The 22,328-nt window shown below is 70.3% G+C and carries 7 protein-coding genes (1 of these 7 running past the window's edge); 5 read left to right on the top strand and 2 right to left on the bottom strand.

What is annotated here, in order from left to right:
- Window positions 1–12 precede the first annotated feature (12 nt).
- Window positions 13–744, top strand: a complete 732-nt coding sequence (locus FFS15_RS05525) for a response regulator transcription factor (RefSeq protein ID WP_137844137.1) — start codon at window positions 13–15, stop codon at window positions 742–744.
- 2 nt (window positions 745–746) lie between these two features.
- A complete protein-coding gene (locus FFS15_RS05520) occupies window positions 747–1,871 on the top strand; it encodes a HAMP domain-containing sensor histidine kinase (RefSeq protein WP_249353783.1) in 1,125 nt (374 codons plus the stop codon).
- Window positions 1,872–1,973: 102 nt separating this feature from the next.
- On the opposite strand, the gene FFS15_RS05515 is transcribed toward FFS15_RS05520, so the two are convergent.
- Window positions 1,974–2,513 (bottom strand): YaeQ family protein, encoded by a 540-nt coding sequence (locus tag FFS15_RS05515; protein WP_137844012.1) that lies wholly within the window; start codon window positions 2,511–2,513, stop codon window positions 1,974–1,976.
- A gap of 86 nt (window positions 2,514–2,599) precedes the next feature.
- Between FFS15_RS05515 and FFS15_RS05510 the strand changes: the two genes are divergently transcribed.
- The 3 genes from FFS15_RS05510 (at window position 2,600) to FFS15_RS05500 (ending at window position 4,517) form a co-directional block, all read left to right on the top strand.
- Window positions 2,600–2,941, top strand: coding sequence for a DUF6412 domain-containing protein (locus FFS15_RS05510; RefSeq protein WP_249353759.1), 342 nt, complete (start codon window positions 2,600–2,602; stop codon window positions 2,939–2,941).
- Between the two features lie 102 nt (window positions 2,942–3,043).
- On the top strand, window positions 3,044–3,796 hold the full coding sequence (yidC, locus tag FFS15_RS05505; protein WP_137844011.1) for a membrane protein insertase YidC: 753 nt from the start codon (window positions 3,044–3,046) through the stop codon (window positions 3,794–3,796).
- Between the two features lie 25 nt (window positions 3,797–3,821).
- On the top strand, window positions 3,822–4,517 hold the full coding sequence (locus FFS15_RS05500; RefSeq protein WP_137844010.1) for an aspartate/glutamate racemase family protein: 696 nt from the start codon (window positions 3,822–3,824) through the stop codon (window positions 4,515–4,517).
- A gap of 9 nt (window positions 4,518–4,526) precedes the next feature.
- On the opposite strand, the gene FFS15_RS18590 is transcribed toward FFS15_RS05500, so the two are convergent.
- A protein-coding gene (locus FFS15_RS18590; protein ID WP_212743113.1) for a hypothetical protein crosses the window boundary here: on the bottom strand, window positions 4,527–22,328 show its 3' end. 19,719 nt of this gene lie beyond the right edge of the window; the window shows 17,802 of its 37,521 coding nt (coding positions 19,720–37,521); its start codon lies beyond the right edge, outside the window; the stop codon is at window positions 4,527–4,529.

Genomic DNA, 22,328 nt, shown 5'->3' with positions numbered 1-22,328 from the left:
ACGGACGATCGGATGCTGGAAGGGCGCGTCGTCCTCATCGTCGACGACGACGCGACCGTGGTCGAGGTGTGCCGGGCGTACCTCGAAGACGCCGGCTTCCGGGTGCTCGAGGCCGCCGACGCCTTCACCGCGCTCGATGTCGTCGCGACGGCCGCGCCCGACCTGATCGTGCTGGATCGCATGCTGCCCGGCATCGACGGGGTCGAGGTGACGCGGCGGATCCGGGCGACCGGATCGGTGCCGATCGTCATGCTCACCGCCCTCGGCGCCGAAGACGATCGCATCGCCGGTCTCGAAGCCGGCGTCGACGACTACCTCTCGAAGCCGTTCTCGCCGCGCGAGCTCACCCTGCGCGTGCAGACCGTGCTGCGCCGCACTCTCGCGGTCGAAGAGGTCGCCGCGGCGGGGTCGCCGGCATCCATCGTCGACCGTGCCGGCATCCGCATCGACACGGCTGCGCGCACGGCGATGATCGAGGGCCATCGCCTCGCCCTCACGACGCGCGAGTTCGACCTGCTCGTCTTCCTCGCCCGTCGCCCCGGCACGGTCTTCTCGCGCGAAGACCTGCTGCGGGGCGTCTGGGGCTGGGAGCACGGCGACCTGTCGACGGTGACGGTGCACGTGCGGCGCCTGCGCGAGAAGATCGAGACGGATGCCGCGACCCCCCTGCGCCTCGTCACGGTGTGGGGCTACGGCTACCGCTTCGACGACTCCCCCGCCGATGCGTCGGGAGGCGGCTCGTGACGATGGCGGATGTGCTTCGGGTGGTCGCCGTCTCGGCCGGGATCGCCGTGGGCGTGGGGCTCGTGGCGTGGGTGGTGCTGCGGCGGGCGGCGCGTGCGCCGATCGCGGTGCACCTGGTGACGATCGTCGTCGCCGCGGTGGCGTCGGTGACCGGCGGCGTGCTCGTGGCGGCGCAGGCGATGTACCTGTCGGAGCACGACGCCCGCATCGCGATCACGATCGCCGTGACGAGCGGAGTGGTGGCAGTGGTGGCGGCACTGCTGGTGGGGTCGCAGATCTCGCGCTCGGCCCGCATGCTGCGTGGCGCCGCCGAAGACCTGGGCAACGGCATCCCCGTCGAAGTCCGTCCCATCGCGGTGGGCGAGTTCCGCGCCGTGCTCGAAGAGCTGGCGGCGTCGGATGCCCGCCTCACGGCGGCGCGCGAGCAGATCGCGCAGCAGGAGGTGACGAGGCGCGACCTCGTCACCCGCATCACGCACGACCTGCGGGTGCCGCTCGCCGGCATCCGCGCTCAGGCCGAGGCGCTGCAGGACGGCCTCGCGCGCGACCCCGAGCGCTACATCGCGCAGATCGTGGCGCAGACCGATCGTGTCGACGCGATGGTGTCGGACCTGTTCGCCGTCTCGCAGATCGATGCCGGAACGCTGCCCCTCCGCCGCGAGCGCGTGTCGCTGGCGGATGTGGCGAGCGACGCGGCATCCGATCTCCGCCCCCTCGCCGAGGCCGCCGGCGTCGAGCTGGATGTCGTCGCTACCGACCCCGGCACCGTCGAGGCCGATGCCGGGCAGCTCGCACGAGCCGTCGCGAATCTGCTCGCCAATGCTCTGCAGCACACGCCGGCGGGCGGCGGCATTCGCGTGGATGTCAGCCGCGACGGCGACGCCGCCCTGCTGGTCGTGGGGGACGACGGACCGGGGTTCGCCGCGGGCGAGGTCGACAGGGTGTTCGAGGCCGGCTGGCGCGGCGATACCGCGCGCTCACCCCACCGGATCGACATCACCGGCGCCGCGGGGCTCGGCCTCGCGATCGTCCGCGGCATCGCGCGCGCCCACGGCGGTGAAGCGACGGCGGGCAATGGCGACGGCGGCGGCGCGCGCGTCGCGGTGCGGCTGCCGCTCGCCGGCTGATGCGCGGGTCATCTGGGCCGCCGAGACGACGCAGATCGTCGCCTACGCGCGGGTAGCCAGCACTCTGCGTCGTCTCGGTGCTCGTTGCACCGGCCCCGCCCCTCAGTCGATGCGGTGCTCGTGCACGGCCGAGCTCAGTGACGTGCCGTTGAGCTCGAGGTAGAGCTGACGCTCGGTGATCGACAGGGTCACGGCGTTGCGGCGCTCGACGGCGTTGACGGCGGCATCCACGAAGCCCGGGTCGAAGCTGTAGAGCGGGATGTCTTCGGCGCGGTGGATCTTCTTGCCCGCCCACGGCGCCATCACCTTCGCCGGGTCGCGATGCGTGTACACGGCGGTGCGGTCGGCGAGCTTGCTGCCGTAGTGCAGGCGGGCGGCGTCAGGGGCGCCGACCTCGATCCAGGCCGTCAGGCGCCCGGTGAGATCGCGCACGAGCACCGCGGGTTCGTCGTTCGACGAGATGCCCTCGCTGAAGACGATCCCCTCCTCGTACTCGAGGAGGTACGCGAGCAGGCGAGTCACCATGAACGCATCGGTCTCGGACGGATGCCGCGCCATGCGCAGCGACAGGTCTTCGTACACGCCCCGATCGACGTCTGCCAGCTGCACCGCGAAGGTGTACATCGTCGCTCCGAGTGCCATAGCGCCTGAGCCTACGCGCTGCGCACCGCTCGTCGTCCCACGACGGCTGCACCCCGCTGCAACGGCGCCACCGATCGGTGCAGCGGATGCCGCATCCTGCCGCCGTCGTGGTGTTAGCGTGGGCGCAGCAAAGGGGGGTGGTGCACATGCTCGAGTCGATCGGCTCGCTGGTGCGCGTGCTCCTCGCCGCGCTCGGCCTCGTGGCGGTGCCCGAGCCGAGTGCCGTGGCCCTCGCCGTCGCCGCCGTCGCCGCCGTCGCGGTGCTCGCCCTCGCCGCCGCGATCCTCGAGCTGCCGGCATCGGCCGGTCGATCGGCGCCGCACCCGCGCCGGGCGATCGACGTCGGGGCGCTGCTCGGGCAGAGTCATCCGGATGCCGCGGGCCATGCGCGTCCGCGAGCACCCGGGTTCGCGGCCTCGGCCGCGTAAACCCCGGTGACCTTCTGCCCCGCCTGAGCGGGGCGATCCGTCGTGTCCCCGGTGCGTCGCGGCCATACGCCGACGCCCCGACACCCACGAACGGACACCCTCATGGACCTCTTCGCCCTCCCACCCCTCGCCGCGATCCTGGACGCTGCCTCCGGCGTGCTGATGTGGCTCGCCGCCCTGCTCGAACCCCTCACCGGATCCGCCGCGGCCGCGGCATCCGTCGTCCTCATCACCCTCGTGGTGCGTGCCGCCCTCATCCCCACCGCCATCTCGCAAGCCCGAGCCGAGCAGACGCGCAGCCGCCTGGCGCCGCGCCTCCGCGAGCTGCAACGGCGGCACCGGAACGACCGCGAGCGCCTCCAGCGCGAGACGATGAAGCTCTACGCCGACGAGAACACCTCGCCATTCGCGGGCTGCCTGCCGCTTCTCGTGCAGGCCCCGGTGCTCGGCATCCTGTACACGCTCTTCGTGCACCCGACGATCGCCGGCCACCCCGATGCGCTGCTGAGCGAAGAGCTCTTCGGCGTACCGCTCGGCACGAGCCTCGTCGGCGCGATCGCCGCCGGCACCGCCACCCCGGCTACCTTCGCCGTGTTCGGGGCGCTGATCGCCGTCATCGTGGTGGTCGCCGAGATCACGCGGCGGGCCTTCCGCGTGCCGATCGACGACAGTGCGGACGCGCCGCCGCTCGCCGGGCCCACGGCTGCGCGCATGATCGGCGTGCTGCAGTTCGCGACCGCCGTGTTCGCGATGTTCGTGCCGCTGGCCGCGACCCTCTACCTCACGACGACGGTGACGTGGTCGCTCGCGCAGCGGGTGGTGCTGCGCCGCCGCTTCCCGCTCGCGGTGCCGTAGCGTGGCGGGGCAGGGAGGTGCGCGCATGAAGACCATCGGGCTGCTGGGCGGGATGAGCTGGGAGTCGACCGCGGAGTACTACCGCATCGCGAACGAGACGGTGCGCGAGCGGCTCGGCGGCTTCCACTCGGCGCGCCTCATCGTCGACTCGGTCGACTTCGCCGACATCGAAGAGCTCCAGCGGGCAGGCCGATGGGATGACGCCGGGATGCTGCTCGCCTCCCGCGCCGCCGCGCTCGAAGCCGCGGGAGCCGAGGTGATCCTGCTGTGCACGAACACGATGCACCTCGTCGCCGCCGACATCGAGGCCGCCGTGACCGTGCCGCTGCTGCACATCGCGGATGCCACGGCGGCCGCCGTGGCGCGAGCCGGTGTGACGACGGTGGCGCTGCTGGGCACCGCGTTCACGATGCGTCGCCCCTTCCTGCGCGAGCGGCTCTCGTCCCACGGGCTCACGGTGCTCGTTCCCGACGAGCGCGACATCGATGCGGTGCACGGCGTGATCTATGCCGAGCTCGTCCACGGGGTCGTCACCGACGAGTCGCGCGCGCTCTTCCGCGGCGTGATCGACCGGCTCGTCGCCCGGGGCGCCGAGGGGATCATCCTCGGCTGCACCGAGATCGAGCTGCTCGTCGGCGCGGGCGACAGCCCCGTGCCGGTGTTCCCGACGACGCGGATCCACATCGTCGCCGCGGTGGACGCTGCGCTCGACGCGATCTGAAGCGCGCGCTCAGCCCTTGCCCTTGCCCTTGCCGGGGTGCGTCGGCGCGGGCGTCGGGGTGGGGGTCGGCTCCGGAGTCGGCTCGGGCTCGGGCGTCGGCTCGGTGACCGGCGGCGGCACCGGCTCGGTCGTCGGCGGCGGCACGGGCTCGGTGGGTGGCGGCGGCACGGGCTCGGTGGGCGGAGGGGTCGGCTCGGTCACGGGCGGCGTCGACGGCACGCTCACCGCCGCCGGGGCCGCGAACCCGTCGGTGCGGATGCGGAAGGCGTCGAAGGATGCCGTGCCCGCCGCCACGACGAGGCCGAAGCGCCCGTCGGCGAGGGCTGCGTTGTAGGCCCGCGAGCGGATGAACGCGCCGCTCACCACCAGCGATACCGACGCACCCTTGATCGTGACGAGCATCGTGTACTTCACCCCGGCGTCGAGCGCGATGCTCGCGGTCTCGTCGACGATCGTCTGGGTGCCGATCACATGGCCGAAGACGGCGGAGTCGGTCGCGAGGTCGAGCACGATGAACTTGTAGTCGGTGGCGCTGTACCAGTCGTAGACGATGCCGGCGCGGGCACCTGCCGTGAGCGTGACAGCTGCAGTGAGCTCGAGGAAGGCGTTCGCGTTGAGCGAGCCGCCGATGCCGGCGAGCGCGACGGCCGACGGGGCGCTCGCAGCCTTGGTGCCGGTGAGCGAGCCCGATGCGGCTGTCCAGGTGCCCGCGACGCCGCCGACGACGCCCGCGCCACCGGTGAACTCCTCCGTGACGTCGAGCGAGATGGTCGGGGGCAGCACCTGCACCGAGATGTTGTCGAACTTGCCGCGCGCCTGGCTCGACCCGACGCCGACCAGACCCTTGTTCAGCGCGATGGTGATGCCGTCGAGCGAGCGCGGCGCGAAGGTGTGGGTGAACGCTGCGACGCCGTCGAGGATCACCGACACGGTCGTGCCGTTGACGGCGACCAGCATCGAGTACCACTTGTTGAATTTCACACCGCCCGACACCGACGTCTGCACATCGACGATCCAGCCCGCCGCGGTGCGCCGGCCCATGACGAGTTTGTTCGTGGACTGGTCGACGCCGGCGAACTTGAAGTCGGTGGCTGAGAAGTAATCGAAGACGACGTAGGCGTTCGCCTTCCAGCCGCCGGTGGGCTTGGTGAGGTACACCTGCGCGTGGATCTCGTAGTAGATCGGCAGGTACTGGTCGATGTAATAGACCGCGGCCGCGTCGCCGCCCGTCGAGGTTGCGGTCACCGTCAGGGCGCCGCCGTCGACGGTGAACACACCCGAGTCGGCGAGGAACGCCTCGGTGCTCGTGGTGCCGAACGTCGCCGACCGCAGCACGTCGCGCTTGCCGCCCGGGACGTTCCCCGGCTGCGGGTCGCGCGGGCCGCCGGTCTGGTCCTGCCAGAACGGGTCGGCCTGGGTGACGAGCCCCAGCTCGCCGTACGGCTCGCCGTTGCGGGCGATGAACATGTCGCCCGACTCCTGTGCGATCGTGAAGTCGGCGCCCTGCGCCGCACCCAGCCGGTAGAGGAAGTCGTAGAGCGCCGGCGGCACCTGGCGGCTGACGGTGCCGAGGCCGAACGGTGCGAACGGCACGAGGTAGCTGTTGAACTCGCCGACCCAGTCGATGAGCCGGTCGCCGCCGGTGTTGGCGATGAGGACGTCGAGGCCGGCGCCGCCGAACGCGCGGTCTTCGTACGACACGTTCGTGTCGGGCTGGTTGTTGAGGCCGCCGTTGGTGGTGAGCACGTCGTCGGCGTTGAGCAGATCGTTGCCCCAGCCGCCCCACAGGGTGTCACGGCCGGTACCGCCGACGATCCAGTCGTTGCCGTGGTCGCCGAAGAGAACGTCGTCGCCGTCGGTGCGCGTCGTCGTGGCGACGGCGTCGAGGAAGCCCTCGGTGTGGCTGAAGTTGAGGAACCACTCGCCGCCGGCGAGCATGATCTTCAGCATCGGCGCGTACTCGTCGTAGCGGCCGAACTCGCCGGCGGCGTTGTCGAAGTCGAGCAGAGTGCCGTCGTTGAAGGGCCGCGCGAAGTCACTGCGCACGCCGGCGCCTGCGCCGCCGAAGCCGACCGGCAGCGCTTCGGCGCCCGAGATCGCGTCGTCGCCCGATCCGCCGTGGATGGAGTCGCCGTCCCACCCGCCGAAGAGGACGTCGTTCGCGTACTCCGCCAGGTACAGCGGGTTGAGGATGTCGCCGTCCACCGCGAACGGCGTCAGGTCGACGCGCTTGTTGAGCTTGTCCTTCGGGAACAGGAGCGCCACCTGGGCCCGCCCCGGGCTCGCGATCTCGACCTGGCCGTTCGCGGTCATCACGCCGTTGAGCGTCTCGGCCTGACCGTTGCGGCTGGTGAAGATGCGGCCGTCGTCGCCGAGGATGCCGTCGATGCCCGTGCCGCCCGAGATCCAGTCGTGGCCCCAGCCGCCGATGAGGTCGTCGTCACCGGCGTCGCCGAAGATCACGTCGCGTCCGGCCCCGGTGTAGACGGTGTCGTCGCCGCCCTCGCCGTGCACTTCGTCACCGCCGTACACGTCGCCGTCGACGCCCAGTACCGCGGGGTCGATGTCGGGGCCGCCGGGCGTGTAGTCGAGGAGCTGCACCGCCCGCGGCAGCAGCTTCACCGTCTCGCCGTAGTTGTCGTAGGTGAAGGCGAGGAAGGCGCCCCCCGTGTTCACGAGGCGCAGGATGTTGCCGTTGTCGCCCACGACGTTGTCGGAGTCGCGGCCGTGGAGCGGGGTGGTGGCGTCGTTGCGATCGACCCGCGTGCCGGCGCCGCCGAAGATGAGGTCGGCGCCGTCCGGTCGCTGCGCCTTCGTCAGCAGCGAGAACAGCTCCGAGCTGCCGCCGATGATGTCGTCGCGACCCAGGTTGCCGAAGATCACATCGTTACCCCCGCCGCCCTCGATGTAGTCGTCGCCATCGGTCGCATCTTCGACGGAGGGGTTCAGCACGAGGTCGCCGTCTTCGTTGCGACCCGCCGCGACGATCTCCTCGATCGAGCCGTCGCCCTGGATCACGTCGTTGCCCAGCTGGCCGAAGATCATGTCGTCGTGCGCGCCGCCGGCGATGTAGTCGGCGCCGAAGCGGTCTGTGGCGCCGGTCTGGGTGGCGAGGTCGTGGTCGAGGAACATGATGTCGAAGTCGCTCCACGCCGTGGAGCCTGCCGGGTTGTTGCGCGCCGCGCCGGTCACGTTGGCCTGGCCAGCGGCCGCACCCGCCGTGCTATAGATCTGGCCGTTGCTGAGCACCCGGAAACGCGGACTCGTGTGGTCGCCGAAGCGGTCGGGAAGGCCCGCGCGGTCGGTGCGGTCGAGGGTCACGTTGTCGCCGAAGATGAGGTCCTGCTCGGTGCCGCCGTCGATGCCGTCACCCCCCGCGCCGCCGATGAGGACGTCCTGACCGGCCTGGCCGCGGATCGTGTCGGCACCGCCGATGGCGTTGTCGATCACGCCGACGAACATGAGGTGCAGCGCGCCCGTCTTGACCGCGAACGTCATCCTGCCGTGGTCCCCGACCACGACGTCGGCGCCGGCGCCCACCGCGATGGTGTCACCGTCCGCCCCGCCCAGCACGAGGTCGATGCCGGAGCCCGAGCTGACGGCATCCGCGCCACCGATGAGGGGATCGGTCGTCTCGAGGACGCCCGCGGGGAGCCCCAGCGCGCCCCACAGCGGCGTCGGCGTCGCACCGTTCGTCGCGGTGAAGCGGCCGTTGTCGCCGAGCACGATGTTGCGGCCGTCCGACACCGCGATCGCGTCCGCGCCCGTGCCGCCGACGACCAGGTCGTCGCCGCGGCCGGTCGAGATCACATCTGCTCCGCCGAACCCGGGGTCGATCGACCACAGGCGGTCGATGTCGGCGAGATCCCCGTCCTGCGCCCAGTCGATGAGGCCGTGGTCGCCGAACACGAGACCGCGCCCGTCGGCCGTGCCGTTCTCGCCGCGGTTGGTGGTTATCGTGTCACCCGCTGCACCGCCGAAGACGATGTCGGCGCCGATGCCGGTCGTGATGACGTCGGCCCCGCCGATCGTCGGGTCGAACGTGAACACGAGCCCGACCGGGCGTGCGGTGCCGTCGGTGAAGTCATCCGGACCGCCGGTGCCGGACTGCGCCACGATCTGACCCGCCGCGTTGAACCACCGCACGATTCCGCGATCGCCGAAGACGATGTCGCCGCCGACACCGCCGTGGATCGTGTCGGCGCCGATGCCGCCGAAGATGATGAGCGGCAGCGTCGAGGCGTTGCCGTGCACGGTGTCGTCGTCGCTCACGTCGCCCGGCAGGATCGCGCCGGTCGCGGGCATCAGGAACTGCCGCGTGCTCGAGCGGGTCACCTCGACGACCACGTGCGCATCGCGTCCGTCGCGCTGGTCCTCGGCGTCGAATTCGAGGATGCCGGTGGCGGTGAGCGTGATCTCGGAGGCGTCGAGCAGCCGCCCGTTCACCCACACCCGGTAGCCGACGAGGCCGGTGGTCGAGCCGAGGTCGTACGTGTCGGCGGACTGCTCGGTCCACGACGTGAGGTGCAGCGCCACCCGCACGATGTCGCCGGGGAGCAGCGAGTCGAACAGGCCGATCGTGTCGAGGAGCGACGAGGTGACGTAGCGCCCCGCGTCGATCGTGGTCGTCGTGCCGCCGCGCGTGACGGTGACGGCGACCACCACATCGGGGCGGACCGGCTCGTCGCCGTCGTCGAGGATGTCGCCGAGATCGAGCACGTTGTCGTTCGGGCCCTGCGTGTTCAGGACGAAGAAGCCGTCCTCGTTCGCCTTCAGGTCGACGGTGACCGTGTCGCTGCCGAGGCCGGTGTTGAGCCACGTGGTCGTGCGCACCGAGCTGCGCGTGTGCGTTCCGTCGATGCTGATCACGTCGCGAAGACCGCTCGTCCAGATGCGGATGCCGTCCGCGAAGTCGCCGGCGGCGTCATCCGCCCGCCACGAGATGGCGCCGGTGGAGAGTCCGACGACGAAGATCTCGCCGTCGGCGTCGAGGCTGAGGCCCGGAACGTGGACGTCGGTGATGCGGACGGGCGCTGTGCTCGTGCCGTCGCCGACGCTCGCGCCCTCGTCGCTCAGCAGGAGCGTGTGGCGCCCGGTGCCGAGGTCGAGGTTGAGCGTTCCGTCGATGTCGTCGAGGTGACCGGCGAGGAACTGCGGCTTGCTGCCGTGAGCGACGTCGGCCTCGGACGAGATGTACACGCGGTCGTTGCCGCCGCCGAGCGAGACGTTGGTGACCGGGAGCGTGCCGCGGATGTTGAGGACGTCCAGGCCCGCGCCTAGAGCGAGGTTGAGGGTCTCGAGGCCGTGGTAGCGGATGCCGGCGCCGCTCGGCGCGTCGGCGGCGGCATCCGTCGCCGTCGCACCCAGCGCCGAGAGCTGGATCGCGATGGGGGAATCGGTGTCTTCGTTGACCTCGCCGCGGAAGCCGATGACGTACGTGCCGCCGACGAGCCAGACATAGACGCTCGCGGCGCACCGCGTGGCGTTCTGCTTGCCGCAGCTCATCGAGACGCCCTCGTCGGCGAGCGGCGTGGTCGGGAACAGCAGCGACTGCAGCGCCGCGCGCACCGTCTCGGCGTCGACTCCGGCGGCGAAGGTCACGGCGCCGATGCCGGTGGTCGAGGTGCCCTGCGTCTGCGACAGCACGATCGTGAACGTCGTGCCGCGCGGGGTGACGGCGTAGACGCGGTCGAGCGGCCGGCCGAGCTCGTCGTCGCCGGTGCGAGGCTCCATGTCTAGACCCGTGAGGGTGTCCTGCGTGAGCCAGCCCAGGTCGCCGGTGTTGTCCCCCGCGTCGGTCAGGTTCGCGACGTCGCTGCCGACGCCGCCCTCGAGCACGAGCAGCGCGCGGAGGAGGTTCAGCACCGCGAGCGCCGAGCCGACCTCGAACCGGTCGTTGTCGGTCGCGCCCAGCAGCGCCTCGCCGCCGACGGCGGGGCCGCCGATCACACGGGTGTGGCCGTCGATCGTGCGGATCGTGAGCACGTCGTTGCCCGGACCCGCGTTCACCGTCGTGGTGCCCGCGTGCGTGTTCTCGATCGTGAAGGTGTCGTTTCCGTAGCCGAGCAGGATCGTCAGGTCTTCGAACTGCGCGTAGCGGATGCCGCCCAGCACCGGCCGGCCGGCCAGCGAGTAGTCGTCCGCCATGCCGAGGCCGGTGATGCGGTCGCGCGTAAGGACGCCCTCGTCGTGCGCGGGGCTGTCTTCGTTGTGGATCACGAGGGTGTCGACCTGCGCGGTCTCGATCGCCTGGCCCGAGCTCGCCGTGACCGGCAGCGGGTGGCCCGACACCTCGCCCGGCAGCACGATCGGCAGGTAGTCGTCGAGTTCGAGCGCGACAGGCGGGTTCGGGTCGTCGCCGCCCGAGACGTACAGCGGACCCTGGATGAGGTGCACGCGACGCGCGGCGTCGGCGAACTCCTGCACGTCGTCGCCGTCGATCTTGTCGTCGTCGTACGCGCGGATCATGACGAGTCGCGCGGTCGCCCAGTTCGCGGCGGTGAAGGTCAGCCGCAGCTCGTACACCCAGTTCGAGCCGTCCCAGAATTGCAGCTGGCGGGCGAAGCAGCCGTTCGGGGTGCCGCAGCTGTCCGGGTCACTGTCCTGATCACTGTTGACGTCGAGGGTGAACGACGCGATCGCGTCGAGCACGATCGTGACGTCTTCACCGACCGGCGCCTGCGTGAGACGCACGCTGTAGCTCGCGGTCTCGCCGAACTCGCCGGCGCCGGCACCCTCGACGAGGCGGATATCGCCGCCGATCGGCGTGATCACGACGCCGCGGGTGTCGCCGTCGTGCACGAGCACGCTCACGCGGTCGACGATCGCGCCGACGAGTTCGGCGACGTAGACCTCGCCGCCGACGACGAGCGCGCTGCCCCACGCGTCGGTCACGGTGATGGTGTTCGCGGTGTTGGACGCGATCGTGCGATAGGTGGCGGTGCCGTTGGCGCCCACGAGGCGCAGCAGGGCTCCGGTGAGGCCGCCGTCGGAGCCGGTGCTCGGCGGCAGCGAGACGCCGTTGAGGGTGACGGTGCGGTGGTCTTCCGAGATGGCCGTCACGGTGCGCACGATCTCGTTCTGAACGACCGGCGCGGTGTAGCCGATGATGTCGAAGTCGTCACCGTTGAGAGGCACGACATCCCACTCGCCTTCGATCTCGATCATCGTGGTGGTGTTGTTCCAGATGCGCCGCACCTGGCCGGCGCCGTCGCCGCTCGTGATGCGGATCCACTGGCCCTTCAGCACACCCGCGGTGCCGCTGAAGCCGCTGAAGCCGAACTCGCTCGCGAGGCCGCCCGCACCACCCACCTCGCCGACGAGGCGGTCGGTGCTCGTGACGACCGCGGTGATCGCCTGCACGTGCTGGCCCTCGACGAACGCGTCGTCGAACGCGCGCACGTGGACGGTGCGTGTGCCGGGCGCTCCGAACACCAGATCGAGGAACTGCGCCCAGCCGGTCGTGCCGTTCGGCGAGATCTGCAGGCCCGTGGGGGCCGAGACCCGCACGATGACGGCGCCGCGCGGCACCGCCGTGATGCGAACTTCGTATAGTGCGCTCGTGCCGCCCGCGCCGGCCGGCTCGATGACTCGGATGCCGCCGTCCGGCAGCACGACGGGCACTTCGGGGGCATCGTCGTCGAGCACCCGCACGAAGGTCGTCGCGACGAGCGCACCGGCGTACGAGCCGCCCGTGACGATCGCGTCGATCGGCGCGAACCATTCGCCCTCGGCGGCGAGGTCGGCGATCGCGCGGACCTTCACCGTCCGCTGCGCGGTGCTGCCGGCGGCGAAGATGAGTGTCACCGAGGTCTGCCACGTGGCGCCGTCGTCGACCGAGAGCTCGATGTAACGGGCGCGGCTCGTCGAGGTCGGGTCGATTGCCGGAGCGACGAGGGTGACCCGCACCTCGGATGCCGACGCCTGCGTGAGCCGCACGCTCACCTGCCGCCATCCGTTGCCCTCGGTCACGGCGAGCGATCCGCCGACGGGGGCGACGACGACGGTGGGTTCGTCGTTGTCCATGATCTCGGTCGCGATGCCGTCGACCGGGATGAGCGCCCACGCGCTGTTGGCGACACTGCTCTCGACCGAGTGCCGCACGAGGCCGGTGTGGCCGAGTAGGTCGTTCGCCTGCACGGCGGGAGCCGCGCTGCCGACCTCGATCCGGTCGGAGCCGAGCCCGCCGAAGATCGACAGCTCGACCGCCGGGTTCGTCGACAGCACGTGGAAGACGTCGTTGCCCTCCATGCCGTAGATCGAGACCTTCTCGACGTTGGTGTAGCGGATGACCCGGCCCGCGCCGTAGACACCGCCCGAGGTGACGACGAAGGTGTCGTTGAATTCGGTGCCGATGATGACGACGAGGTCGTAGCCCGAGCCGCCGTCGATGTTGACGGGCGCGTTCGAGGCGTACTGGATGAAATTGCGGCCTTCGCCGGCGTTGAGCGCGGTGAGCTCGGACTCGCCCACGAACGAGCGGATGACGAAGGTGTCGTCTCCGGCATCGCCGTACAGGTTGAGGGTCGCGACGTTGCGGAACACCTCGAACACGTCGTCGCCGGTGCCGCCGTATGCGGAGGCGGTGAACGAGACGCCGCTAGTGAGCTTGCCACGGGTGGATGCGAAGAAGGCGGATGCCGGGAACTCGTTGTCGCCGGTGTACGCGGTGTACAGCTGGCCGAAGCGGAACCGGTCGTTGCCCGAGTCGCCGTTGACGGTGAGCACCGACGCGGTGTCGTCGAAGGCGAAGCTGTCGTCGCCGGCGAGTCCGTTGACGACGATGCCGCCGGTGATCTCGGCCCCGTAGGTGACCTTCTCGACCGCACCGAACTGCCCAGGGACCGTGGGGGACGGCTGCGAGAGCTGTGCGATGAGCGCGCGGTTCGCGGCGGGGCCGGTGCCGCGACGGAAGAGGAACGTGTCGTTGAGCACCGAGCCGTTGACGACCAGCACGTTCGTGCCGCCGTCGATGACGTCGAGCGTGTTGATGCGGCTGCTGCCGACGCCGAAGAGGTCGATGAGGAAGTAGTCCGAGTTCGCGCCGCCGTCGAGGTCGAGAGCGAAGGTGCCCGCCATCGGGTTGATGCCGACGGGGCCCGGCGCCGCGTTCACGACGAGCCAGTCGTCGCCGGCCTGGCCCTGGATGGTCGTGGTGCCCGAGAGCGCCTCGACGAAGACGCGGTCGTTTCCGTTCGCCGCGTGGACGATCGTCGAGCCGGTGTGCGTCGAGTCGACGTTGAGCACGTCGGAGCCCGATCCGAGCGTGAGGTCGAGCGCCTCGAACAGCGTGTAGCCGATCTGTCCGTCGGTCATCCGAACGACGCCCGTCGTGACCGATCCGCCGGGACCCGCCACGAGCGCGTGGCCGGCGACGGCGCCGAGGGTGATGAGGCGCGTGCGGCCGGCTGCGCCTGCGAGGGCTCCGGTCCAGGCGATCGTCCAGCGGCCGCCGGCCTTGGTGACCACGACGTTGCCGGCGCCGACGCGTGCTTCGAGCGCCGTCTGCACCTGCGCTGCGGTGGCGTCGAACGCGAGCTGCGCGGTGGCTGTGAAGCCGGTGACGGTGAGGGTGAAGCGGCCGTTGACGGCGCCCAGCACGGTGACGACCTGCACGAGGCTCGGAGTCGGCGCGCCGCCGGTCATGCCGAGCCCCGAGATCGTGGTGCCGGTGACGACGCCGACGCGGTCGAGCGTCGTCGCCGCGTCGTCGACGACCAGGGTGTCGTTGTCGGCGCCGCCGGCGAGCGTCAGCGGCGCTGCGATGCCGGTGACCACGCCGTCAGCGGTGTCGAGGACCTCGCTGCTCACCCGGATGGTGTCGTTGCCGGCGCCGGTGTCGACCGAGGTCGCGCCCGACACCGCGCGGATGTTCACGCGATCGCCGCCGTTGCGGGTTGTGAGAGCGGTCGTGCCGCCGTGGGTGGTGTGGATGGTGAAGGTGTCGCCGCCCGAGCCGAGATCGATCGTGAGCTGCTCGAACGTCGTGTACGTGATGCCGGCGCTCGTGCCGAGCCCGGTGATCCGGGTGGTCGTCAGCTCGCCGATGTTCCCGAGGGTGTCGCCGGTGTCGTCGATCGAGAGCAGGTCGCTCCCGGCGATCTCGCCCGGACCCGTGCCACCGTCGACGACGAGCAGCGCGCTGATCGCGTTGACGTTGCCGCCGGCGTTCGTCCACACGGTGCTGGTCGTGCCGGCGCCCGCCGCCAGCGAGCCGACGGCGACGATGTCGGTGTGCTCGCCGGTGAAGATGCGGTGCTCGACGCCGATCGCGCGCACCGCGACGCGGTCGCCGCCGGTGAGGGTGCGGATCTGCACGAGCTCGACACCCGCGTGGGTGATGGTGCCGAGAAGGGTCATCGCGCCGGTGCTGCTGAACGAGACACGCCGGATGCGGTTCGCCTCGGTGCCGGTGGGCGGCGAGCCCACGACGTCGATGATGAGGTCGTCGGGTGCCGTCGACCCCCACACCTCGAGGCGATCGGTGCCGGCGGAGTCGCTGATGTGGACGGCCATGCCGGTCGAGCGGGTCAGCTCGATGCGGACGAGGTCGTTTCCGGCGCCCGCGTCGAGGAACGCGATGCCGGTCCACGGGCTCGCGGCGCGGGTGACACCGGCGACCTGCACGGTGCCGTCGGCATCGCCGACGAGGATCGTCGTCGCGCCCGTGCCGGTCGAGCTGAGGTCGGCGACCTCGAAGATGCCCTTGAGGTCTTCGGCGATCGCACCGACGCCGAAGTCGGTGCCGACGGCGAGTCCGACGACGAACAGGTTGTCGTAGAGGCCGAAGTCGCCGGTCGTGAAGGATTCGAGCAGGGTGTCGAAGCCGCCGGCATCCTCGAACGTGTCCTGACCCAGGCCGCCCGTGACGATGTCGTCGCCGAGCCCCGAGTCGAGGATGTCGTCGAACCGCGACCCGATGAGGATGTCGTCGTCGTCACCGCCGCGGAGGGTGAGCGCGAGCTGGTCGGCGGTGACGCCGAGTGCGCTGATGAAGTCATCGCCGCCGCGCGCGTCGACCACGAGGGCGTCGCCCTGCGCGCGCACGCCGCCGCCGATGAACACGGTGTAGTCCGACAGGCGCACCACCTTGGTCCGGAGGCCGTCGGTGGAGATCGTGAAGCTGTCGTCGGCGGTGTTCGAGCCCAGGATCGTCACGCGGTCGGTGCTGCCCGAGCCGAGGTCGATCTCGATGCCGACGAGGCCCGAGCCGTTCGCGGTGATGTCGTCGAGCGTGATCTGGTCGGAGCCGCCGCCGGCCAGGATGACGAGGTTCTCGATGCCCGATGTCGTGCGGGTGACGCCCCCGAGCGTGTGGCTGAGGATGCCGGTGAGGGGGTTCGTGATCGTCAGCAGGTCGGACGCGCCACCGAGCAGCATCGTCAGCTTGTCGGTGCCGGTGCCGCCGGAGACGACCTGGAGCACTGGCGAGGTGAAGACCGCCGCGGTGACGGTGATGAGGTCATCGCCCGCACCGCCGCTGTAGAGGCGGGCAAGGCCCGACAGCGTGTCGTCGCCGTCGTCGCCGTGGAGTTCGTCGCCGATGACGTTGCCGATGAGCGTGTCGTCGTCGTCACCGCCGTTGAAGACGACGGCGCCCGAGCCGGTGTGGCGGAGCACGTCGTTGCCGGCGCCGCCGTCGACGGTCGCGGTCGCGGTGCCGGCGACCGTGATGGTGTCGGAGCCCGAGCCGCCGTTCAGGATGCTGCCGAGGCCCGAGCCCTGGAGCAGGATCGTGTCGGCATCGTCCTCGCCGTGGATCGTGACCGGAATCGCAACGCCCGGGTCGACCGTGACGTTGTCGATGCCGTTGCCGAAGAACGCGTAGATCCGCTCGACGTTCGCGTACGTGCGGGAGTGCCCGAACGCGGTGATCTTGATGGTCGCGCGGCCGTTCACGTCGAGGGCGCCGACCTGCTCGATGTACACGGTCTCGTTCGTGACCCCCGTCGAGACCATGCGCGAGGTGCGCCGCTCCTGGCTGCCGACGTTCAGATAGAGGTTTCGGTCGTTCTCGGTCCATTGCTTGCGGTGCAGGAACGGGTCGGACTGGTCGGAGCGGTTGTTGCTGGCGAGATACGGCACGACCGGGAAGGTGACGGTGCCGAGCTGGATCGTGGCGCTGCGCGAGTACCAGGTGCCGAGCACCTTGAAGCGCACCGTGACCCGGAAGTCGAGCGGGGCGCGACCCTGGTCGTCGACGTTCTTCGAGTTCGCCGAGACCGAGAGATCGAGGCCGATGCCGAGGCTGATCTCGAACAGCTTGAAGTCGAAGTACACCTCGACGCTCGCCGAGCCGCCGATGAACAGCTCGTACCAGACGATGCCGTCCTCTTCATGGGTCAGGAACGCGACGCGGAGCGAGAAGTCGCCGCGGATGCCCATGAAGCTGCCGCCGAGGCGCATCTTGCCCGACAGGATCAGCTCGAAGTCGCCGTTGGAGCTGAGGAAGATCTTGCCCGAGAGGTCGAAGCCGAAGAACGACAGCCCCGCGTACGCGTCGAGGTACCAGTCGCCGGCCGCGTACGTGGTGTCGGTCGCGCTGGTCTTGCCGACCTCGATCGTGAACCCGGCGTTGAAGCTGAAGAGCTTGAGGAGGGTCACCGACCCCGTCAGCTGCAGCTTGAAGCCGGGGTCCACGCCGTTGCGGGCGACGCCGAGGGTGTTGATCCGCAGCATCCCGCTCGCGCTCAGGCTGAAGACGAACGCGTCGGCCGAGGCGCTCACGGCGACCGACATGACGAACCCGTTGCTGTAGATGCCCGCGACGCCGTTGGCGTTGAATTTGAGCCCCGCGAGGTCGAACGCCACCCCGAACGCCATCTCGAATGCGCCGGCGGCGATGCGGATCTCGGCGAAGCCCGAGCCGCGCGCGAAGCCGAGGAAGTTGATCGAGCCGTCGAGGCGGAGCAGGAAACCGGGTGCGACGCTGGTCGAGCCGATCATCTTCGCGGAGCCGGTGGTGTTGAGCTGGATGAGCGCACTGGCGGAGAAGCCGAGATCGATCGCCGAGCCGAACCCGACATCCAGCGCGATCGCGAACCGCGCGACGACTCCCTGCCCGTTGATGATGAAGCCGGAGTCGACGATGGTGAGCTCACCGAACGGCGCGAGCGCCGCGCGGCCGTTGACAAGCAGCGAGACCTCGCTCGCGCTGATGGTCAGCACCACGTGTCCGGTGATGTCGAGCACATCCATGACCTTCAGCGACCCGTACATCTCGAGCCGGAAGCCCGCCACGACGCCGAGCGTCTGCGACTGGGTCATCAGCTTGCCGTTGCCGTCGCGGCGGAACCCGCCGAAGACCGGCTGCCCGTTGACGGTCTCGGTGTCGACGGCGAACGTGGTGATCGTCTGCTGGGTGCTGAAGGTGTTGATCTCGAGCAGGAACTGCCCGTTGAGCGAGAGGCCGGGGATCACGTTCGACCCCCGCGTGAGCTGGATGCGACCGACGACGCCGGTGCGCTCGCCGACGAACACCTGCAGGTTGATCGCACCCGTCATCGCGCCGAGGAGCGGGACCGTCACTCCCACCATGCCGTCGAGCTGCAGGTAGGCACCCTGCGGACCCGCGGCTGCCGTGATGCTGATGAACCCGCTGAAGGTCAGGAGTCCCGCGATGGTGAGCTCTGCCTGGATGCTGGCGACGATGTAGACGGACGCTGCCACGTTCGGGTTGGGGAGACCGTCGATGCCCGGCGGTCCCTTCGGGATGAAGAACGACGGCGACTGGCCGGGAAGCAGCAGCGGCAGGAAGGCGTCGGGAACCACGAAGGTCTGGTCGGCGAAGGTGGTGTTGAAGATGATGTTGACCGACCCGGTGGCCGAGAACAGCGAGCCGATGTTGGGCAGGCCGATGCCGACGCCGGTGGAGACGCGGATGCTGCCGGCGACGCCCGGGATCTCGCCGGTGGCGGAGTTGAAGCGCGTCGAGATCATCAGCACGCCCGTCACCGAGCCGTACTCGAGCTGAGCCGATCCCGAGCCGAACGAGAGTCGGCCGGTGAGGAAGAGCTCCATCGAGGGCGTCGGCGGGTTGGCCGAGATGTTGAGGTAGATGCCGCCCTGGATGCGCATCAGCTCGGTGCCGCCGGGGGCGACGATGAGCTGGCCGAGGATCTGGAAGCCGAAGCTGAAGGGCTGCAGGACGAAGGTCTGGGTCAGGTCGGTGCCGCCGGGACCGACCCCGAGGAGAGTGAGTGTCTCTGTCTTGACCTCGTTGGTGAGGTTGATGCGCAGCTGGGCCGAGCCGGTGAGGTGGATGCCGAACTCTTCCAGCGCCTCGAAGTTCGTCTCGATCGAGGCGACGCCCCAGAACTGCGGCGTCGGGTGCATCGGGTTGGTCGACTCGTCGCCGATCTTCAGCACGAACCGGCCGGCGGTGGCACCGAGGGTGCCGAGGCCGTAGACCGAGATCTGACCGGCGAAGGTGAGGATGAACACCAGCCGCGCCGTGTCGATCTCGAGGATGACCTCGGCCCGGATGTGCAGCAGCGGCTCGGGGAGGAAGTCGCCCGCCTGCAGCATGATGCCGCCGGAGAGCTCGATGAAGAACGAGGTTCCCTGCTCGATGAGGCGGAAGGTCGAGGTGCCGCCCGCCGACGAGTTGCCGGCGGTGTCACGCCACCCGCCGGCGGCGAAGGTCACGGTCACGAGACCGGCCGTGAGGGTCGAGGTGAGCGTGTACGCGTACCGTGCGATGCCGTCGGCGTATAGGACGCCGACGAACGACAGGGCCTGCGTCCCGCCGCCACTGAAGCTCAGATCGTCGGCGCCGAGGGTCGAGACGTCGACCTGCGATCCGACGGTCGGGGTGAGCCGAACGCCCACCCACGTGCGAGGCAGGATCGTCGCTGCGCTGACGTCGCCTTCTGCGACGGCCGCTGCGCCGTGCGTGGCTGCCACGAACGGCGTGCCCTCGACGTTCTGCCAGCTGCCGTCGACGTAGGTGATCGCCAGGGCGCCGGCGGTGTGGCCCGAGAAGAAGTAGCGGTAGGTCGTGCCGCTGACCAGCATCGCCGCACCGATGACCTCGAGTTCGACCCCGTTCGCGGTGATCGTGACCTCGGCGTCGGCATCCGTGATCGAAGCGCCGTCGACCGCCTTGCCCGCCAGCAGACCGAACGTGATGTCGACCCAGCCGCGGCTGGCGAGCTCGACGCGGTCGAGCACCGAGCCCGGAGTCGGATCGATCAGGGCTGCGACGGGAGCCGTGAGGGTGAGGTTCTCGGTCTCGGCGGAGTTGAGGCGGCCACCGAGATCGGCGAAGCGTCCGGCCAGGAACGAGATCGTGTAGGCGCCTGCGGCGAGGGTGGCGGTGAAGACGTAGCGGTAGACGTCGCTCGTGCCGACCCGCACGGGGGCTGCGAGGGCGACGAGGTTGCCCGCCGCGTCGCGGAACTCGATCTCGTCGCCGTTGATCGTGGTGTGGTCGATGCCGAAGCCGTCCGAGCCGCGGAAGCGGATCTCGAGGTACTTGAGGCGGTTCAGCAGGTCACGGCCGATGGAGGCGCCCGCGAGGGGGTTGGTCGCGGTCTCATCGACATCCGGCGTGACCGGGTCGTCGTCTACGACGTGCACCACGTCACCAGTGGCGCCCACGACGAAGAACGACTGGGTGAGGGTGGTGCCGGCGGGCGGAGGGCCGCGGTCCCAGTCGGCGGCGAACTTGGTCAGGTCGAAGACGACGTCGACGCGCCCGGCCGAGAACGCCCCGTTGAGGAGATACCGCCACGTGTTGCCGCCGAGGTGCACGACGCCGACGATGTTCACGCCGCCCGAACCGGGGCCGGTCAGGCTGAACTCGTCGCCGGTGATGGTGCCCGGGAGGATCGGGAAGTCGGTGTCGCCGATGGATGCCGGCGGGATGAACGTGACGTCGAGGTAGGTCATCCCGACAGCCGACACGGTGAAGGCGCCGGGCGCCGCCGGTCCTTCCACGGTTCCGCCGGTCGGCGCCGGCCCCGTGTAGTCCGTGGTGCCGTCGGGCTGCGTGAAGGTCCAGGCCCCCGCCGCGGCGAAGGTGACGGTGACGATGTCGCCCGGCAGCAGCGCCTCGCTCAGCGTGTACCGAGCCCACGTGACGCCGTCGATCGTCGCGAGGATCACGGTGCCCGTGATGGTGACGGGCACCGGCGAATCGTCGCGCGTCACGAGAAGGGTGAACTCCGCGCCGCCGTCGAGGACCGAGTCGAGGTCGATCAGCAGGCCCGTCGGCGCGATGAACGGCACGTCGATGTAGCTGCGGCCGGGGGCTGTGAAGGTGTTGCCGCCGACGGCGGTGACGACGCCGGTGCCCGAGCCGATCTCGTCGAGCAGGGGGACCTGTGCCGCTCCCAGGCTGATCGTCGAGGTCTGCGGGGTGGCCGTGCTGTCGCGGAAGATGTCGACCGGGATCACGAACTGGTTCGCCGTCGCACCCTGGGTGATCGACCGCGACCGGTCTGCCACGACGATCCACCCGGCCGCCGACGACGTGAACGTGAGCGTCGCGAGGAACGCCGGCGACAGCATCCGTGCCGCGTCGAAGACGAAGCCCGCGGGGGCCGCCGGGAAGGTGAGGGTGAGCGTCGTGCTGTGGTCGAGGACGGTGCCGGCCGAGAAGCTCGCGGTCACCGTGCCGGCCGTCACGGGCGCCAGGTACGACCAGCTGCGCGCGATCGGGGTGAGGGTGACCGAGTAGCCGGCGTCGAACTGTCCGTTGAGCCAGTACCGGAACCGCAGCTTTCCGGCGGGCACGCCCGAGGTGAGCTGCACCGGGGCCCGCAGCGCATCGAGGACGATGCTGCCGATGCCCTCTCCGAACAGCTCGAACTCGGCGGCGAGGTCGAGGATCGAGGCGATGTCGAGCGTCGCGCCGCTCGCGGGCTGCGTGAAGTCGACGTCGATGAACGCCGACGGGGTGATCGTCACCGTCTGGCCGGCCTGCGAGCCGCCGGTCAGGGTTCCCCGGTAGCCGAGCACCGTCGACGGGAGCGTGGCGGTGAGCTGGCCGGTGCCGACGGTCGTCACCCGCACCGGGATGCGGAACTCGCCCGGGGTCTCGGTCGCGGTGATCGGCGCGGTGGTGTCGAGGGTGAGCGCCCAACCCGTGCCGCCGAAGGTCATCGCGGTGATGCGGCTGATGACCGAGGCCGGGTCGACGGTGAAGCCGGCGGGGATGCCGAACTGCCCGCTGGTCGGGAAGGTCACGCCGATGCTGCCGGCGCCGGTCGCGGTGGGGGTGTCTGTGACGGTGAGCGGGCCGCTGACGGTGAAGCGGTACGACCAGCTGCCGGTGAGGAAGGTCAGGTTGATGCTCGAGGTGCTCGCGAACCGGCCGGTCAGCCAGTAGCGGTAGGTGGCGCTCGTCGCGGTGGTCGTGACCAGCTGCGGCGCCTGCGTGCCGTCGATCTTGATGCTGCCGAGGCCGGCTCCCGACAGCTGGAACTCGGGGGCGAGGTCGGTGATCGACGCCGGGTCGATCGTGAACAGCGTCGGCTTGTGGAAGGTGACCTGGATCCACGCGCGGCCGTTGATGACGTTGATGTCGACGGAGGCCGACGGCGTCGGATTGGTGATGGTGGCCGAGGCCCCGACGACCGTGAACGACAGCGTGGTCACGGCGCTTCCGGCGCCGGTCGTCGTGCCCGACTCGGTCGTGAGGTCTGCGTTCTTGGCCGCGCCCGCCGCGAAGCGGACTTCCCAGCGCCCCATGCCGAGTTCGGCGGTGCCGATCGCGTAGCGGAATCGCGTGGTGCCGGCGATGCGCACGGCCGCCTCGAGAAGCGTCGCGGCGGGGCCGTCGTGGTCGGCGAGCAGCAGCACGTCCAC

The organism is Microbacterium sp. 2FI (assembly GCF_005502885.1).
Lineage (GTDB): Bacteria > Actinomycetota > Actinomycetes > Actinomycetales > Microbacteriaceae > Microbacterium.
This window is presented reverse-complemented; position numbering and strand designations above follow the sequence as displayed.

Excerpts from the sequence above, each read along its gene's own strand:
- FFS15_RS05510 (WP_249353759.1), top strand. The coding sequence starts at position 2,600 with ATGCCGCATCCTGCCGCCGTCGTGGTGTTAGCGTGGGCGCAGCAAAGG.
- yidC (WP_137844011.1), top strand. The coding sequence starts at position 3,044 with ATGGACCTCTTCGCCCTCCCACCCCTCGCCGCGATCCTGGACGCTGCC.
- FFS15_RS05500 (WP_137844010.1), top strand. The coding sequence starts at position 3,822 with ATGAAGACCATCGGGCTGCTGGGCGGGATGAGCTGGGAGTCGACCGCG.
- FFS15_RS05525 (WP_137844137.1), top strand. The coding sequence starts at position 13 with ATGCTGGAAGGGCGCGTCGTCCTCATCGTCGACGACGACGCGACCGTG.
- FFS15_RS05515 (WP_137844012.1), bottom strand. The coding sequence starts at position 2,513 with ATGGCACTCGGAGCGACGATGTACACCTTCGCGGTGCAGCTGGCAGAC.
- FFS15_RS05520 (WP_249353783.1), top strand. The coding sequence starts at position 747 with ATGGCGGATGTGCTTCGGGTGGTCGCCGTCTCGGCCGGGATCGCCGTG.